Source organism: Exiguobacterium sp. s75 (assembly GCF_018617145.1).
GTDB classification, from domain to species: Bacteria; Bacillota; Bacilli; order Exiguobacteriales; family Exiguobacteriaceae; genus Exiguobacterium; species Exiguobacterium profundum.
Map to the genome: position 1 here is coordinate 973169 of NZ_JACSJQ010000001.1, position 16652 is coordinate 989820.

General features: G+C 49.6%; 16 protein-coding genes. All 16 read right to left on the reverse strand.

The genetic code is table 11. The features are described from left to right. Positions 1–221: 221 nt before the first annotated feature. On the reverse strand, positions 222–1403 hold the full coding sequence (locus KNO68_RS05020) for a glycine C-acetyltransferase (RefSeq protein ID WP_078147042.1): 1182 nt from the start codon (positions 1401–1403) through the stop codon (positions 222–224). 13 nt (positions 1404–1416) lie between these two features. Then, positions 1417–2493 (reverse strand): L-threonine 3-dehydrogenase, encoded by a 1077-nt coding sequence (gene tdh / locus KNO68_RS05025; RefSeq protein ID WP_214684101.1) that lies wholly within the window; start codon positions 2491–2493, stop codon positions 1417–1419. Between the two features lie 166 nt (positions 2494–2659). Continuing rightward, entirely contained in the window at positions 2660–2920 is a 261-nt protein-coding gene (locus KNO68_RS05030) for a stage V sporulation protein S (protein WP_012726477.1), read from the reverse strand. A 26-nt stretch (positions 2921–2946) separates the two neighbouring features. Next, complete coding sequence (locus KNO68_RS05035) at positions 2947–3741, reverse strand: TIGR00282 family metallophosphoesterase (RefSeq protein ID WP_215112166.1); 795 nt, start codon at positions 3739–3741, stop codon at positions 2947–2949. A gap of 48 nt (positions 3742–3789) precedes the next feature. Further along, positions 3790–5352, reverse strand: a complete 1563-nt coding sequence (gene rny, locus KNO68_RS05040; protein WP_035387855.1) for a ribonuclease Y — start codon at positions 5350–5352, stop codon at positions 3790–3792. A gap of 188 nt (positions 5353–5540) precedes the next feature. Beyond that, a complete protein-coding gene (gene recA / locus KNO68_RS05045) occupies positions 5541–6590 on the reverse strand; it encodes a recombinase RecA (RefSeq protein ID WP_012726480.1) in 1050 nt (349 codons plus the stop codon). Positions 6591–6666: 76 nt separating this feature from the next. Beyond that, positions 6667–7893: a competence/damage-inducible protein A gene (locus tag KNO68_RS05050; RefSeq protein ID WP_215112167.1), complete on the reverse strand. Its 1227-nt coding sequence runs from the start codon at positions 7891–7893 to the stop codon at positions 6667–6669. Between the two features lie 62 nt (positions 7894–7955). Further along, on the reverse strand, positions 7956–8534 hold the full coding sequence (gene pgsA / locus KNO68_RS05055; protein WP_215112168.1) for a CDP-diacylglycerol--glycerol-3-phosphate 3-phosphatidyltransferase: 579 nt from the start codon (positions 8532–8534) through the stop codon (positions 7956–7958). A gap of 32 nt (positions 8535–8566) precedes the next feature. Beyond that, positions 8567–9439, reverse strand: a complete 873-nt coding sequence (locus tag KNO68_RS05060; protein WP_078147046.1) for a helix-turn-helix domain-containing protein — start codon at positions 9437–9439, stop codon at positions 8567–8569. A gap of 27 nt (positions 9440–9466) precedes the next feature. After that, positions 9467–10243 carry a YmfK family protein gene (locus tag KNO68_RS05065; protein ID WP_012726484.1) on the reverse strand — a complete coding sequence of 259 codons (777 nt, stop codon included), beginning with the start codon at positions 10241–10243 and terminating at the stop codon, positions 9467–9469. Between the two features lie 93 nt (positions 10244–10336). Further along, positions 10337–11032 (reverse strand): elongation factor P 5-aminopentanone reductase, encoded by a 696-nt coding sequence (gene ymfI / locus KNO68_RS05070; protein WP_078147047.1) that lies wholly within the window; start codon positions 11030–11032, stop codon positions 10337–10339. Then, positions 11029–12288: an EF-P 5-aminopentanol modification-associated protein YfmH gene (gene yfmH / locus KNO68_RS05075; protein ID WP_078147048.1), complete on the reverse strand. Its 1260-nt coding sequence runs from the start codon at positions 12286–12288 to the stop codon at positions 11029–11031. The genes ymfI and yfmH overlap by 4 nt, the downstream gene beginning before the upstream one ends. Then, positions 12285–13523: an EF-P 5-aminopentanol modification-associated protein YfmF gene (gene yfmF / locus KNO68_RS05080; RefSeq protein ID WP_215112169.1), complete on the reverse strand. Its 1239-nt coding sequence runs from the start codon at positions 13521–13523 to the stop codon at positions 12285–12287. Before yfmF ends, yfmH begins: the two co-directional genes overlap by 4 nt. A gap of 7 nt (positions 13524–13530) precedes the next feature. Beyond that, on the reverse strand, positions 13531–14082 hold the full coding sequence (locus KNO68_RS05085) for a cob(I)yrinic acid a,c-diamide adenosyltransferase (RefSeq protein ID WP_214684091.1): 552 nt from the start codon (positions 14080–14082) through the stop codon (positions 13531–13533). Positions 14083–14131: 49 nt separating this feature from the next. Next, on the reverse strand, positions 14132–15841 hold the full coding sequence (locus KNO68_RS05090) for a HAMP domain-containing sensor histidine kinase (RefSeq protein WP_215112170.1): 1710 nt from the start codon (positions 15839–15841) through the stop codon (positions 14132–14134). Beyond that, positions 15838–16554, reverse strand: a complete 717-nt coding sequence (locus tag KNO68_RS05095; RefSeq protein WP_214733573.1) for a response regulator transcription factor — start codon at positions 16552–16554, stop codon at positions 15838–15840. The genes KNO68_RS05090 and KNO68_RS05095 overlap by 4 nt, the downstream gene beginning before the upstream one ends. Between the last annotated feature and the right edge of the window lie 98 nt (positions 16555–16652).

The window sequence follows — 16652 nt, forward strand, 5'->3', positions numbered from 1 at the left end:
AAACGTCTCTCGATCTAATACCATTCCCACTTGAAAGATCCCTTGCTGAAACATAGCCTTTCCTCTTTTCTAATATGTACTGATTCAATCAAAATACGGTAATTGAAATATTAAGAAATACGCTATATTTCAATTTACTTCATTTGTGCTCTATTTGAATATACTCGATTTCATAGACCAATCCACTAAAAAACTGCAGACAGATTGTCTGCAGTCCTCGTTTATGCATGTAATGTCACATTTAACTCTTCCGCGACCGTCTTGAACGCTTCGAGTGCCCGTTCGAGGTCGTCTCGTGTATGCTCCGCTGTGACGATGGTCCGGATGCGTGCTTTCCCACGCTCGACCGTCGGGAAGGCGATACTCTGTGCGAATACGCCATGTTCCTTCAACTTGTCTGAGAATGAATGCGCAAGCGTCTCTTCGCCGAGCATGACCGGTGTGATCGGTGTCGTCGCATGTCCGATATCGAAACCGAGGTCACGTAGACCGTTCTTGAAGAACTCCGTGTTCGCCCATAGCTTGTCGAACAGCTCTTCTTCCTCTTTCATCACACGGATCGCTTCACGGTTCGCCGCCACGACTGCCGGTGGATGTGATGTCGAGAAGAGGAACGGGCGACCTTTGTGGATCAAGTAATCCCGAATATCTTGTGAACAGGCGACATAGCCACCTAAGACACCGATTGCTTTTGAGAGCGTCCCGACCTGTAGCGCGACGCGACCGTCCAATCCGAAGTGGTTGACCGTTCCACGTCCGTTCTTCCCGAGGACGCCGGATGCATGCGCATCATCGACCATGACCGCAGCGTCATACTTCTCTGCGAGTTCGACGATGGCCGGAAGCGGTGCGATGTTCCCGTCCATCGAGAAGACGCCGTCCGTCACGACGAGACGTGTGCGATAGTCCTGCGTCTCTTTCAACGCCTTCTCCAAGTCTTCGAGGTCGACGTGTTTATAGATACGTCGAGCCGCTTTCGTGAGGCGAATCCCATCGATGATTGACGCATGGTTGAGGGCGTCACTGATGACGACATCCTCCGGTCCAAGAAGTGCAGACAATACTCCGAGGTTCGTCGCGAATCCTGATTGGAAGACGAGTGAGGCCTCCGTATGTTTGAACTCCGCGAGTTCACGCTCGAACGCTTCGTGCATCTCGAACGTCCCGGCAATCGTACGGACTGATCCCGTTCCTGCACCGTAATGTTCGACCGCTTCAATCGCCGCCTGCTTCAGACGCGGGTGATTCGCGAGTCCGAGATAGTTGTTTGATGACAGCTGAACGAGTGACTTCCCATCGATTGTCACTTCATTCCCTTGTGCCGATTCGAGCGGGACGAGCTTACGGAACGTCCCTTGTTCTTTCATCTCATTGATTGCTTCTGTAATATGTTCAAATGCCATGTTGTTTCCCCCTTTAAGGTATTAAGACGACCTTTCCACATTTCCCTGCCCGCATGAGTTCGAACCCTTTTTCGAACTCTTCGAGCTTGAAGACGTGTGTGATGATCGGTTCGACGTCCAACTGACCCGTCGCAAGCATCGTCGAGACTTGACTCCACGTTTCATACATCTTGCGGCCCGTGATTCCTTGGACGCGGACCCCTTTAAAGACGACGTCCCGTGTGAGGTCGATGGCGACCGGACGAGCCGGAAGTGACAAGACGTTGACGTCCCCACCTGCCGTGACCATCTTAAACGCTTGATCGATGGCAATCGGGTGTCCGCTCATCTCACAGACGACATCGATTCCGTCTCCGTCGGTCTCACGCTCAATCAACTCGAGCGGATTCTCTTCTAAACTGTTGATGACGACATCTGCCCCCATCGCTTCGGCGAGTTTTAAACGATATGGATTGACGTCAATCGCATAGACACGACTCGCCCCTGCTGCTTTGGCGACACCGACCGCCATGAGTCCGATTGGGCCACAACCGACGATGGCGACCGATTTGGCTGACACGTCACTCGCCAACACCGTATGGACCGCATTCCCGAGTGGTTCTTGAATCGAAGCGAGTTTCGCTGGCATCGACTCCGGGTTCACCCATAGATTCTCTTCAGGCATGACGACATATTCTGCGAAACATCCTTGCGTGTCCACCCCGATGATTTTTGTGTTTTTACAGATGTGGTACTGACCGCGCAAACATTGCTTACATTGATGACAGACGATATGTGTTTCAGCAGACACCGCCTGTCCGACTTTGATCCGTTTCGTCCCTTCGCCGAGCGCAACGACCTCCCCCGAAAACTCATGACCGAATACGTACGGTGGTTTGACGCGACTTTGTGACCATTCATCCCATTCATAGATATGGACATCGGTCCCGCAAATCGATGTCGCTTTAACTTGAATGAGTACTTCTCCAGGTCCTGGTGTCGGAACTGGTACGTCGACCAGTTTTGCCCCAAACCCGGCCGTGTGTTTTTGAATCGCTTTCATTACTGGTGTCGTTGATTCCGTCTCTTTGGTTGACACAAGTTGTTCCATTGAAAACGTCCCCCTCTTGTTTCTCATGATCGAACGATACGTTCTTTATCATCTTGTCATAAAATGACGAAACTGAGAAGATAGAACGTCCGATTAACACAAAAAAAGAGGAGCCATCCGCGCCGATGGCTCCTCTTCACAAGAATAGGACCTATGTCCCGACCGCTCATCGTGGCTCAATGATGAGCTTGATGGCAGTACGTTCCTCTCCGTCAATCATAATATCGGTAAAGGCCGGAATGCAAATCAAATCGAGACCGCTAGGCGCGACGAAGCCTCGGGCAATCGCGACGGCTTTGATGGACTGATTCAGTGCACCTGCCCCGATCGCCTGTATCTCACACGTTCCTTTTTCACGTAGCACACCCGCTAAAGCACCCGCAACGGAGTTAGGGTTCGATTTTGCCGAAACTTTGAGTACGTCCATTCTTGTTTCCCCCTCGGGTAGGTTGTTCAATCAAACCAGACGGTCTGATCATCTAGGTGTATTCGTTCGATTTTTGTCGCTCGTTTCGTCTGATCATCGATTGTAATGAAAACTCCATTAAGTTGTTCCCGTCCCTCGGCAACTTCAAACCGAACTGGGAGTTGTGTCATAAATTTTTTTAAAACAACGGATGCATCCATGCCGATTACCCCGTCAAGTGGACCGGTCATCCCGACGTCGGTGATGTACGCTGTTCCGTTCGGCAAGACACGTTCATCTGCCGTCTGTACGTGCGTATGCGTCCCGACTACGGCTTGAGCGCGACCGTCGAGATGATAGCCCATGGCGATCTTCTCGCTTGTCGCCTCAGCATGGACATCCACAAAGATCGCATCGACCTCATCCCGTACTTCCTCGACAAGACGGTCGACGGTACGGAACGGACAGTCAAGAGACGGCAAGAAGACATTTCCCATGACGTTAATCACGGCCAGTTTCTTCCCGTTTTGTTTCAATTTCATCATGCCGACACCAGGTGTCCCGTCCGGATAGTTGGCCGGACGGACGATGCGGTCGGCGTCGTCGATCCACTCAAAGATATCACGATTGTCCCACGTGTGGTTTCCCATCGTCACCCCATGAAAGCCGAGCTCTAAAAATTGTTGGTAAATCTTTTTCGTGAGACCACGACCGTTTGCCGCGTTCTCACCGTTGACGAGCATGAACGTCGGGTTATATTTGTCTTTCAAGCGTCCGATTTGTTTAGTCAATATATCACGACCGGGTTTCCCGACCACATCACCGATAAATAAAATTTTCATATAAAGTCCTCCCTCAAACAGAAAAAGCGGAGAAATTCTCCGCTTCGTTTACTTCGCATAATCGACGGAACGTGTTTCACGAATGACCGTCACTTTGATTTGTCCAGGATAATCGAGTTCATCCTCGATTCGCTTACAAATATCGCGTGCCATCTTACCGGCGACGACATCGTCAACGACATCAGGGCGAACGATAATTCGAACTTCACGTCCTGCTTGAATCGCATACGATTTCTCGACACCTTCGAACGACTCACAGATTGATTCGAGTCGCTCAAGACGACGGATGTAGCTTTCAAGCGTCTCTTGACGAGCTCCAGGACGCGCTGCTGACAAGGCATCAGCCGCTGCCACAAGTACAGCAATCGTCGATGTCGCCTCGACGTCCCCGTGGTGGGAAGCGATCGAATTGATGACGACCGGATGTTCTTTGTATTTCGTCGCAAGTTCTACACCGATTTCAACGTGACTACCTTCGACTTCATGGTCGATCGCTTTCCCGATATCGTGTAAGAGTCCTGCCCGTTTGGCGAGCGTGACGTCTTCACCAAGTTCAGCTGCCATCATCCCGGCAAGGTGTGCCACCTCAACCGAGTGAGACAAGACGTTCTGACCATAACTCGTACGATAACGCATGCGACCGAGCGTCTTGACAAGGTCTGGATGGAGTCCGTGAATGCCGGCTTCAAACGTAGCTTCCTCGCCGTATTCACGAATGCGTTCATCCACTTCACGGCGAGACTTCTCTACCATTTCTTCAATTCGAGCCGGATGAATCCGACCGTCTTGAACGAGTTTTTCAAGCGTCATCTTCGCGATTTCACGACGAACCGGGTCGAACCCTGACAAGATGACGGCTTCTGGTGTGTCATCGATGATGAGGTCAATCCCAGTCAACGTTTCGAGCGTCCGGATGTTACGTCCTTCGCGCCCGATGATACGACCCTTCATCTCATCACTAGGTAAGTTGACAACGGATACCGTCGTCTCGGCGACATGTTCAGCTGCATATCGTTGCATCGTGAGAGATAAGAGGTGTTTCGCTTTTTTATCCGCTTCTTGTTTTGCTTTTTGCTCGATTTCTTTTTGAAGGAGAGCAGCATCGTGAAGCGCTTCCTGCTTCGCTTCGTCCATGATGATGGTACGTGCTTCATCTTTCGAGAGGGATGCCACGCGTACAAGTTCTCGGCGTGCCTCTTCGTATAACTCCTCCACTTTGCTTTCGAGCATTTCTGCTTCACGCTTGCGTTTTTCGAGTCCTCGTTCCTGTTCATCTAGCGAGTCCTCTTTCCGCTCGAGCATGTCTGCTTTGCGGTCAAGAAGCTCTTCTTTTTGAACGAGGCGATTCTCTTTCACTTTCTGTTCTTCGCGACGTTCACGCAATTCTTGTTCCGTCTCATTACGAAGTTGAATCATCTCTTCTTTTACTTCAAGCCGTGCTTCTTTTTGCATCGCTTCCGATTGTTGTTTTGCTTGCTCTACAATCTTAGTCGCTTCCGTCTCGGCACCTTGAATCTTCGCTTCGGCGATCGATTTACGCACAAAAAAACCTGCAACAAAAGCTATCGGCAAAAGGAGGATCAGAATAAGCCAGTATAGCCATTCCATCATGTTCACCTCCCTTTCGCAAGGTTATTTTATTTTTTTAATAAGTGAGATACACGGGCAAGCCCGCGCATAACTTTATTGTACTTATTTAATAGGGAGAATGCAATGCACGGACAGGATAGAACTACCAATTGCCTAAAAAATTATACTAAAAAAATCTCACTCGAAAGAATTCGAGTGAGACGATGTGCTTATTCGTCATCGAGAAGTGAGAGGACTTCGTCGTCTTCGCCTTCGACCGTGACCGTTTTTTCTCCATTCAATCCGTAGTGATCTCGAATCTGTTGTTCGACCTCAGCTGCGATTGCTGGATTTTCTTTCATGTATTGCTTGGCGTTTTCACGGCCTTGACCAAGACGTTCTTCATTGAACGAGTACCAAGCTCCGCTCTTTTGAACGATGTCGAGGTCTGCACCGATATCGATGAGTTCCCCTTCACGCGAGATCCCCTCACCATACATAATATCAACTTCCGCTGTTTTGAACGGAGGTGCAATCTTGTTTTTTACAATCTTGATCTTCGTACGGTTCCCGACCATATCTTGACCTTGTTTGAGCGTCTCCGCACGACGAACTTCAAGACGTACAGAAGAGTAGAATTTCAAGGCACGGCCCCCTGGAGTCGTTTCCGGGTTACCGAACATGATCCCAATCTTCTCACGGATTTGGTTGATGAAGATGACAATCGTTTTCGACTTGTTCGTCGCACCAGACAACTTACGAAGTGCTTGAGACATCAAACGAGCTTGAAGACCGACGTGCGAGTCTCCCATTTCCCCTTCGATTTCGGCTTTCGGTACGAGTGCCGCAACCGAGTCGACGACGAGGATATCAACTGCTCCCGAGCGAACGAGCGCTTCAGCGATTTCGAGCGCTTGCTCCCCAGTATCCGGCTGTGAAAGGAGCAACTCATCGATGTTGACCCCAAGATTTTTAGCATACTTCGGATCGAGTGCGTGCTCGGCATCAACGAATGCTGCTTGACCGCCACGCTTTTGGACTTCTGCAATCGCATGAAGGGCAACCGTCGTCTTACCTGAAGATTCTGGTCCGTATACTTCGATGACACGACCGCGTGGATATCCACCCGCACCGAGCGCGACGTCGAGGGCGATTGACCCTGAAGGGATGACCGATACTTGTTGGTCTGTATTTTCACCAAGGCGCATGATTGAGCCTTTACCGAATTGTTTTTCAATCTGGCGCAATGCCATTTCTAACGCTTGTTTACGATCACTCATAGATAAATGAGCCTCCTTTAATTGATACTCTTATTATACGTGAACACTGTACGATACACAAGTTTTTTACGAACATTTATTCGCCTTTTTTGATTCGTTGAATGAGGGCCCATAATCCGTCCTTCGCGGCTCGCATGCGGATGATATTCCGTTCTTGATGGGGATACGTCCGCTCGATGACTTCTATTCCGTTTGGTGTCTTCACTCCGATATAGACCGTACCGATCGGACGACCCGAATTCGATGTCGGTCCTGCCTCTCCCGTGAAAGAGAGGGCGTAGTCGGCATGGGTGGTCTTTGACAATCCGTCCACCATCTCATAGGCAACTTCTTTTGAGACGACTGAGTGCTGTTCAATTGTATCAAGCGAGACCCCTAAATACCTATTTTTTAGCTCATCCGAATAGGTCACGACTCCACCTAGAAAGACGACTGAAGCGCCAGGTGTTGATGTAACCATCGATTGTACCTCACCGCCGGTCAACGACTCAGCAACAGCGAATGTTCGATTCAATCTAGACAATGTTTGGACAAGGTGTGATGCAATCGTCTCATCGTCAGAGCCAAAGTAGTACGAACCGACCCGTTTCAGGATTTCAGTCTTCACTTTTTCAATCATCTGACGCGCGGTCACCTCGTCCGTCGCACGGGCACTGATCCGAAGTCTTGCCTCTCCCGTCTCGGCGTAGGGGGCAACGGTCGGATTCGAACCATCCAATAAGTCCTTCACGGCATCATCGAGAGCGGATTCTCCAATCTCATAAAACCGTAATGATTCTGAGACGAGCGTCGCTCCTGATAGTTTCTTAGGAAACGTCGCCTCGACCAATGCTTTCATCTCACGTGGCACACCCGGTAAAAGCAACCACGTCGTATCTCCGGCAATCCACATGCCCGGGGCAAGCCCGACCGGATTTGGTAATACGTCTGCTCCGCTGAGCACGTCGGCTTGGCGAGCGTCCCCATCGTTCATCAATCGATTTCGTGACACGAGGAAACGTTGAATCGTCTCATACGCTTCCTCATCTCGCACAATCGGACGTTCGAGTAAGTCGGAAAGGACCGCCTTTGTGACATCATCCGCCGTCGGACCGAGTCCACCCGTGACGATGACAAAGTCGGAACGACGACGGGCGATTTCAAACGTCTCTCGCATTCGTACCGCGTTATCCCCGACAACTTGATGATACAAGACCGGCACACCGTACTTCGACAGTTGTTCTGATATGTAACTCGCATTCGTATTAACGATTTCCCCTAAGAGCAACTCGCTTCCTACCGCAATGATTTCGGCTCGTTTCATCTCATTTCCTCCTCAACTTCAAAAAAAAGACGAGCTAGATCAACCAACTCGTCTCTGTCGACTTACATCGACTTCACAATAATCTTATAGTTTTGTGCGAAATATTCGGCACCTGAGTAAATTGTAAGTACGAGCGCCAACCACATCGCCCATTCGCCAAACGGGATCCCGACATAGCTAAAGATCGGGTTACCGAACAGTAAGAAGATGATGGCAAAGAGCTGCACCCACGTCTTCGCTTTTCCAGATTTCCCGGCCGCGACGACAATCCCTTCATCGGCAGCGACGAGACGTAAGCCTGTAACCGCAAATTCACGTGATAGAATCACGACGACGACCCACGCCGCGACGAGATCCATCTCAACGAGCAACACAAGGGCCGCCGTGACGAGCAGTTTATCTGCGAGCGGGTCCATAAATTTACCAAAGTTCGTGACTAAGTTATGCTTACGAGCCAAATGTCCGTCTAACCAGTCTGTAATGGCCGCAATCGTAAAAATCACACCAGCGATAAATTGGTGCATCGGGATATCAGCGCCTAAAAAAGTGATGTTTCCCCAATCAAAATCAACAGCGAGTAAGACGACGAATACGGGAATCAAGACCACGCGTAGCATCGTCAATCGGTTAGGTAGGTTCATATAGAACGCCTCCTCTTAGAAGGAGAGTCGACTTATTCGGCGTCGACTCTCTTTACAAAAATATTTTGTGTGACCGGAGACTCTTGAAGCTCGAGCTCACGACCGTTGACGACGATTTTCTCAACGCCTGCGATGAGTCCGATTCGAATACGCAATGTGTCCGTCTCGGCATCTTCAATGACAATCGGATTCTGTTTCGACTGGTTCGGATACTCCGGTGCGAGAAAGGCTCCTTCTAACGACGTATCACGAACACCCACGTAAGAGGCAGGTGACTCCTTCACATAAATCTCGGTCGACAGTTTCTCGTTCGTCGCGAGTTCATAAGTGATATCTGCCCCATTCGACTCCTTCACCGCAATCGGACCAGATTCCGCTGGCGGTTCTTCTTCGGTCGGCTCCTCTTCAGTCGGTTCCTCCTCGACCGGTTCATCAGCCGGGACATCCTCATTCTGGTCGACTGTGACACCAGAACTTGGCGGTTCGGCAGGACTTGCATCCTGACCACCGAAGTCGATGCTTCTCACTGCGAAATAAATCGCGGTGATGAGCAAGAAGACCGTGAGAACGAGGAGAACTTTCGGAACCCATCTCGAGACCCGACTTGTCGACTCGGAAGCCTTCGAATACGTTTTCTTCCGAGAGAGTTGAACAGACGGCTGTGCCTCGATGACCGGTAAATCTTTTGCATATGTCTCGTATAATTCATCCACATCAAGGCCGAGCGACTCCGCATACGTCTTAATGAACGCCCGTGCATAAAAAGAGCCAGGGAGATTTTTGTAATCACCTTCCTCGATTGCGATGATATAGCGCTTTTGAATCTTCGTCGTCTGCTGGATTTGGTCGAGCGTCAATCCGCTCTCCTCACGCTTTTGTTTCAAAAAAGTCCCTAGTTCTGTCACAGGGGTCCACACCTTCCATTCACATAATTATTCAAACCATTCTGACTCACGATGCGTTTCTTGTGGGATGATGATCGTCTCATCCGGATTGTTTCTCAATTCAATAATATAATCAAAGTCTTCATACACGCAATCGGTGTTTCGGACGTACAGGTCAGGGTGTTCGATGACTTTCACGGCCGGCAACCGCATGACTTCACGAATGAGCTGGCGATGTCGTTCATCCATCGTTCGGGTAGAGACGGCACCATCAATTATGTATACGTGATCGCCTTCCCGTTCCTCTTCAAATAATGAGGTCCGAACGGTCTGTTTCATCAGTGTCGAGGAAAGAAACAACCATCGTTTGTTCGCACACACACTAGCTGCTACGATGGACTCCGTCTTTCCGACGCGTGGATTTCCACGAACACCGATTAACAAATGGCGTTCTTCCTTCATCAGTTCCGCAACGAAATCGACGAGAATGCCCAAATCTTCACGGACGAAGCGAAACGTTTTTTTGTCATCACTATCATGGTCGATATAACGACCGTGACGGATTGCAATCCGGTCTCGTAACTTCGGACGACGCAACTTGATGACGGCAATGGCTTCCATCCGCTTTAAAATATGCTCGAGTCGATGCACATGATCGGCGGCTGGTGCTTTGAGCAACATCCCCCGTCGCTGCAAATCGACCCCATTGATGGTGACGATGGAGATTTGAAGCATCCCCATGAGAGACGCGATGTCTCCCAGGATACCCGGTCGATTCTGACACAATTCATATTCGAGATACCACTCTTCGAATTTATGTTCCATCCCCAACCATCCTTTCGAGCGAGTTCGCTACCTTGCCTATTTTAAATTATTTTAGAAGAATTGAAAAGAACAGGTTTATTTACATGGATTGGATCATTGCCAACCGCCGTCGATGCGTAACACCGTGCCCGTTATATACGAGGCGTCCGGTGAACACAAGAAACGGATCGTGTTGGCCACGTCCTTTGCCGCACCGAGACGTCCTAGTGGAATGTCATCGAGCACGGATTGTTTCGACTCTTCTACCGTATCATTCATTGGCGTATCAATCCACCCCGGTGTCACCGCATTGATTCGAACATTGAACGGGCCGGCTTCTCGAGCGAACGCTTTGACGAAGCCGAGCTGTGCCGCTTTGACGGTTGAATAAAACACCTCAGCCGCCGCACCGACCTCTCCCCATACACTCGAGACGATCACGATATCCAGATGATGATTGTAAGGCTTCCTTGCTACGACGGACTGGATGAGTCGGATCATCGCTCGAACATGTACATCATATAGCCGGTCGAGCTCGTCCATTGACTGGTCGACGACGAGACCATGGAGCGCATGTCCGGCCACGTATACCATTCGATCGACATCCGGCATATCCTGTACCCATGACTCAACAGCTTCACGGTCCGTTAGGTCACAAGGGCGCAGTGTTGCCGATAGATTTTCATCATCAATCAAATGACGAAGTCTTTCACGACCATCGTTCGCATGCAAAATTAGTTCATCTTCACGAAAAGCGAGCGAGACGGCACGTCCGATGGCACCGCTCGCTCCAACAATCAATGTCTTCATGGTTTTTTGACGACGCACACCGTTCGTTGTTCACGGCGGAACAAGCGCTCGTATGCTTCGTATAGTTCATCGAGCGTGATGGCATCAATCAAAGTCGGGATTTCAAACAAGTTCCCATCATTGAGCGCATAACGGGAGAACTGATTGGCGATGAACTCAGGTGAGTTCAATGCTTTCAAGAACTGTCCTTGCATCATGCGTTTCTTCCGGTCGAGCGTCTCTTGACTCAACTGAAGTGGACGTTCTAACGCCTCCGTCACACGGCTGACAAACGCGTCCACTTCCGACGTCTCCATCGACAAGGCGGCAAAAGCGAACGTCTCCTCTGACGTATAGTCAAACGAGAAGGCATCGTCAATCAATCCTTCAGCATAAAGTTCTGTATAAAGAGGTGCTGTCGTGTCGAAGAGCGCATGCATGAGTAGTTCTACTGTCAATTCTTGCTTCAGACCCGCTTCCCCAGCTTGCGGTATGTCCTTATACCCAATCATGACTTTCGGTACAGAGACGTCCATCTCGATGACCCGTTCTGACAGACGAACCGTGGTCGGCTCATCTACTGTCTCGCGAGCACTCAATCGTGGCGTTTCAAAAGATTTAGCTGCTTGATTATCTCGAATCAAGGCAAGCATCTCATCCGGTTCGATATTCCCGACGACGAACAATGCCATGTTGCTCGGATGATAGAACGCTTGATGACAGGTGTACAAGTCTTCCGCCGTGATCTTTGAAATCGATTCGATCGTACCTGCGATATCAATCTTGACGGGATGTGTCTCGTACATCGCCTCAATTAAACCAAAATACAAACGCCACCCCGGATTGTCTTGGTACATTTGAATTTCTTGACCAATGATTCCTTTCTCTTTCTCGACCGACTCTTTCGTGAAATAAGGGGTCTGGACGAAATCGAGCAGCGTCTGTACGTTTTCCGAGATCTTGGACGTGGCACCGAACAAATAAGCCGTCCGTGTGAAGGAAGTGAAAGCGTTCGCTGACGCTCCTTGACGACCGAATTGTTGGAAGACGTCACCATCTTCTTTCTCGAACATCTTATGTTCTAAGAAATGTGCGATACCATCGGGAACCTCGATCCAGTCTTCTAGTTTGAAGCGTCGATCAATCGATCCATATTTAGTCGTGAACGTCGCGAATGTTTTTTCATATCCAGTCTTTTTCAACAAGTAAACGGAGAGGCCATTGTCGAGAACGTGATGATGTAACGTCTCTCCGACGTTAGGAAAGTCTAATTTCATGCTTCTCCTCCTTTCAAGCAATAAACCGCTTCGAGTTCCATTTCTTTCGCAAGCGCGACGACATGATCTCGTGTCGTGTTTTCAATGATTGCCATCTCTTCTTCTAACGAGAACGGACGAACGTCTGCTCCACTCATCCAAGCAATCAATTGACGTGGACTGTCTCCAAGTTGTCGACGTTGATGGAACAACAACTCTTTCGTCTGTTGCAACGTCTCATCCTCAAACTCGCCCGCTTGTAAAGCGTTCAATTGCTCTTCGATGATCTGTTCGGTTTTTTGCTGGTTCGACGCATCGATGCCGGCATAGACGAACAACTTCCGACTGAGGGAACTATATTGTGAGGCGGCATAGTACGCCAGGCTCTCTTTTTCACGCACGTTCATGAACAGTTTCGAGTGAGGGAATCCACCGAACAGTCCATTCACGACTTGCATACGAATCGCCGCCTCCGTTCTTGGGTCGACATTGAGTGAATAAGCGAGATGGAGCTTGCTTTGTTTAATGTATTGGTGTTCTTCCAAACGCTTGAACTCTCCTCGACTCGCTTCTGGTAACAGGCGTGGTCGACGTGTCCCAAGGGATTCCAATGGATTGAAAGCCTGTTCGACTTGCTCACGATTGACATCCCCGACAACATAGATGTCCACACGGTCATGTTGAATCATCGATTGATATGCCGCATACAATGATTTTGGTGTGACATGGTCGAGTTGCTCAAGCGTACCGAGTGACGGAATCGCAAGTTCTCCTCCGAGCATTTCTTGTAGACGCTGTTGGGCGAAACGCATTTTGTCATCATAGACCGATTCGATACGCTGACGTTGCAATCGACGTTCCTGCTCGACGATGAGTGGCTGAAACGCCCCATCGTATGCGTTCGGACGGAGGAGAACGTCTTCGAGTAACTCGATTGCCTGACTCAATACGTCTTCTCCGACAAGATGATCGTTGACGACTTCGAGTTGGAATTGGATGACGTGCTCCTTTCCGATCTTAGATGCACCAGCATATAAGTTTGTGTCATACAACTCCTCTAGCGGTGTGTGAAATAACTCAATGGACGGATACGTCGCCGTCGATTTCTCCATGATGAACGGGAGCAATGCCCGATCTGCGACCGTCTCCGCCGATAATGGAGCGGCGAATGACACGAGACAAGTCGTCGTTTTAAATTTCTTGGTCGGATAGACCGAGTAGTGCAATTGATGTTGGAACTGAACGATACCTTTCATCTGCCGATCACTCCTTTTTTCGTTTTGGTTGAAACACGGCAGCGCCGCGCGCATATTCTTGATCCGGCACCCCTGCCACGACGTTCGCGTAACGGGCAACCGTAAATAAATAATCACTCAAGCGGTTAAAGTAAGGCAATTGCCGGTCGGCGACTCCGAGAGCCGCTAAGTCACGCTCGACCCGTCGACAAACGGTACGAGCCACATGTAAGCTAGCTGCGGCAACGCTGCCGCCAGGAAGGATGAAGCGCACAAGTTCCGGACAGGACTCCTCCCACTCATCCATCCATCGTTCTAGTTCCGTCACGATCGACAAATCGACCATTTTTGGCGGTGCCTCAGCATACATCAGCTCCGATCCGAGGTCGAACAAGTCGTGCTGAATCTTCGTCAGCTGTATTCGGAGCGTCTCATCCTCTTGATGCGCGATGGCGAGTCCAATCTGACTATTCAACTCATCGAGATGACCCATCGCTTCAATCTGAGGATGGGATTTCTCGACACGACTACCGATTAATGATGTTTCACCCTTGTCGCCCGTTCGTGTATAACGTTTCATTCGACTCCCCCCTTAAAATGCCACAAATGGTGACTCAAGCGAGTCACCATTACGAGTTGTGTGGTTGTTCAAATGGTAAGTAAATCTCGAAGGTGGTTCCGACCCCGAGTGTACTCGATACGCTCACTTTTCCGTGATGGGCATCGACCACATTCTTCACGATCGCGAGTCCGATGCCTGTCCCTGTCTTCGAACCACTGGTCCGGGCTTTATCGGCTTTATAGAATCGCTCGAAAACGAACGGCAAATCCTCTTTTGGAATTCCGTGACCTGTATCCGTCAACTGAATCCGTAGCCCGTCCGTCTCTTCTGTGGCCTCAATCCGAATTTCTCCAGAATCGGTATGCGCGATAGCATTGCCAATCAAGTTGGTGAACACTTGCTCGAGACGATCGCCATCCGCCTCGATGAGACGGTGCGGGGCGTCGGTCTGTAAACGAATCTCTTTTTCAGATGCCATCTGATTGAACTTTCGCATGACTCGGGGCAAGAAATCACCGATATCAAACGAAGTGAAATGCATCGTCTCTTTACCCGATTCGATGCGTGCCAAATCCAACAAATCATTGACGAGTCTTGCCAAGCGGAGCGATTCATCGTAGATGATAGAGGCGAACTCTTTCGTCGCCTCGTCACTCTCAGTGATGCCATCGATGATTGCCTCTGAATACCCTTGAAGCGTCACGAGCGGTGTCCGGAGTTCATGGCTAATGTTCGTCACAAAATCGGTCCGCATCTTATCGAGTCGATGACTTTCTGACGTATCCCGGATAACAACGACAGCACCCTCGAAATCGTCTTCTCCGACGAGTGGTGTGACTGTCAGTGTATAGTACCGCTCATCCTGTTTCACTTCGATCGTCTTTTCAGACGTCCCCTCCATCACTTCCTCATAAAGAGACAATACGACTTCATGTGGTTGCCCATCTTGAAGTAATGGACTCGCTTGCGGGTTCGTGACAATCACGTTTGCATGACGATCGAGTGTGATGACACCGTCTGCCATCGAACGAAGAATCGACGCAAGTTGCAGCCGTTCCCGGTCAAGGGCATTCACATATTTCGAAAGCTGACTGCTCATTGCGTTGAAAGAAGCAGCGAGTTCGCCAATCTCATCCCGTGTCTTCGTCTCCAAACGTAAATCAAATTGCCCCTCTCCCGTCTTATTGACTGCATCCCGCATCGCTCGGAGCGGTGCCGTGATTCGTGTCGACAAGAAGAAAGCGAAGACGGTCGTGACGATGATGGCCGAAGCGACGGTCCAAAGAATGATGGTCCGTGCTCCCGCGTTCGCACTCGAGATCGCATCGAGCGGTTCGAGCAGGTAGAGCGTATACTGTCCTGTCGATAAGGAGAAGGTCGTCCGATACGCTAGCGCGGCCTGGTCGTCAAAAGATGAGAAATTCCCGATGGCCGTCTCACCGACCGCCTGATAAGTTTCCCAATCCTGTCGTTCAAGTTCTACCATCAAGCCATCCACTTGATTTCCAAAATTCGATCGGGTCGTCCCGTTCTCTAAGATATAGTTAGCCCCGTACACTTCGATGATTTGATCAATCGTCTGGGACGTGTCACCTTCATTCAACAAAACCGATTGGACCTGTCCACCGAGCTTGGCAAGATGGCCTCGTTCCTGGTCGATATGAAAGGAATTAAAAAATTCAAGCATCAACACCGAGACGATGAATAAGATGACACTGACCAAAACGAGAATCGTCAGCCACAGTTTCGTGACGATGCTGTTTCGACGAATCATCATTCACTGGCAGCTTCGAACTTGTACCCGACACCCCATACGGTCGTGATCATATGCGCCGCGTCCGGTGAGACACGATTCAATTTCTCACGAAGACGTTTCACATGCGTATCGACGGTCCGAAGGTCTCCGAAAAATTCGTAGTTCCATACTTCTTTTAACAACTGCTCTCGTGAAAAGACTTTATCCACCTGTTTTGCGAGGAAGAACAATAACTCATATTCTTTTGGTGTGAGGGCGATTTCCTCGCCGTCCACCGTGACGCGGTGTGCATCATTATCGATTGTCAGATGTGGGAAGACGATCAAATCCTTCGACTTCTCACTCGTGTGCATGAACTTCGTCGAACCAGAGCGGCGAAGCAATGCTTTGACGCGGAGCACGACTTCACGCGGACTGAACGGCTTGACGATATAATCATCCGCTCCGACTTCAAATCCTTGGACACGATCGATTTCTTCGCCTTTCGCCGTAAGCATGATGACCGGAGTCGCTTTCGTCTTCCGGAGTTCTGTACATACTTCAACCCCATCCATCTTTGGCATCATCAAATCAAGCAAAATCACGTCGTATTCGTTATCAAGGGCAAGCGCAAGCGCCTCTTCACCATTGACCGCTTCTTCAATCTCATACTGTTCACGTTCTAAGTACATTTTCAAAAGTCGGCGAATTCTCTCCTCGTCGTCGACTACTAAAATCTTCGTTTTCTCAGCCATACCTAAAACCCTCCTAAGACCCATTACGAGTTGTAGCGAATGTTGCACAATTGTGAACATTCCACTCTCTGCCATAACTATACCACTCTATTATTTCG

What these genes read in the sequence shown, in the direction of transcription:
- KNO68_RS05020 (WP_078147042.1), bottom strand. Translation starts at nt 1,403, where the DNA reads ATGGCATTTGAACATATTACAGAAGCAATCAATGAGATGAAAGAACAA.
- tdh (WP_214684101.1), bottom strand. Translation starts at nt 2,493, where the DNA reads ATGGAACAACTTGTGTCAACCAAAGAGACGGAATCAACGACACCAGTA.
- KNO68_RS05030 (WP_012726477.1), bottom strand. Translation starts at nt 2,920, where the DNA reads ATGGACGTACTCAAAGTTTCGGCAAAATCGAACCCTAACTCCGTTGCG.
- KNO68_RS05035 (WP_215112166.1), bottom strand. Translation starts at nt 3,741, where the DNA reads ATGAAAATTTTATTTATCGGTGATGTGGTCGGGAAACCCGGTCGTGAT.
- rny (WP_035387855.1), bottom strand. Translation starts at nt 5,352, where the DNA reads ATGATGGAATGGCTATACTGGCTTATTCTGATCCTCCTTTTGCCGATA.
- recA (WP_012726480.1), bottom strand. Translation starts at nt 6,590, where the DNA reads ATGAGTGATCGTAAACAAGCGTTAGAAATGGCATTGCGCCAGATTGAA.
- KNO68_RS05050 (WP_215112167.1), bottom strand. Translation starts at nt 7,893, where the DNA reads ATGAAACGAGCCGAAATCATTGCGGTAGGAAGCGAGTTGCTCTTAGGG.
- pgsA (WP_215112168.1), bottom strand. Translation starts at nt 8,534, where the DNA reads ATGAACCTACCTAACCGATTGACGATGCTACGCGTGGTCTTGATTCCC.
- KNO68_RS05065 (WP_012726484.1), bottom strand. Translation starts at nt 10,243, where the DNA reads ATGGAACATAAATTCGAAGAGTGGTATCTCGAATATGAATTGTGTCAG.
- ymfI (WP_078147047.1), bottom strand. Translation starts at nt 11,032, where the DNA reads ATGAAGACATTGATTGTTGGAGCGAGCGGTGCCATCGGACGTGCCGTC.
- yfmH (WP_078147048.1), bottom strand. Translation starts at nt 12,288, where the DNA reads ATGAAATTAGACTTTCCTAACGTCGGAGAGACGTTACATCATCACGTT.
- yfmF (WP_215112169.1), bottom strand. Translation starts at nt 13,523, where the DNA reads ATGAAAGGTATCGTTCAGTTCCAACATCAATTGCACTACTCGGTCTAT.
- KNO68_RS05085 (WP_214684091.1), bottom strand. Translation starts at nt 14,082, where the DNA reads ATGAAACGTTATACACGAACGGGCGACAAGGGTGAAACATCATTAATC.
- KNO68_RS05090 (WP_215112170.1), bottom strand. Translation starts at nt 15,841, where the DNA reads ATGATGATTCGTCGAAACAGCATCGTCACGAAACTGTGGCTGACGATT.
- KNO68_RS05095 (WP_214733573.1), bottom strand. Translation starts at nt 16,554, where the DNA reads ATGGCTGAGAAAACGAAGATTTTAGTAGTCGACGACGAGGAGAGAATT.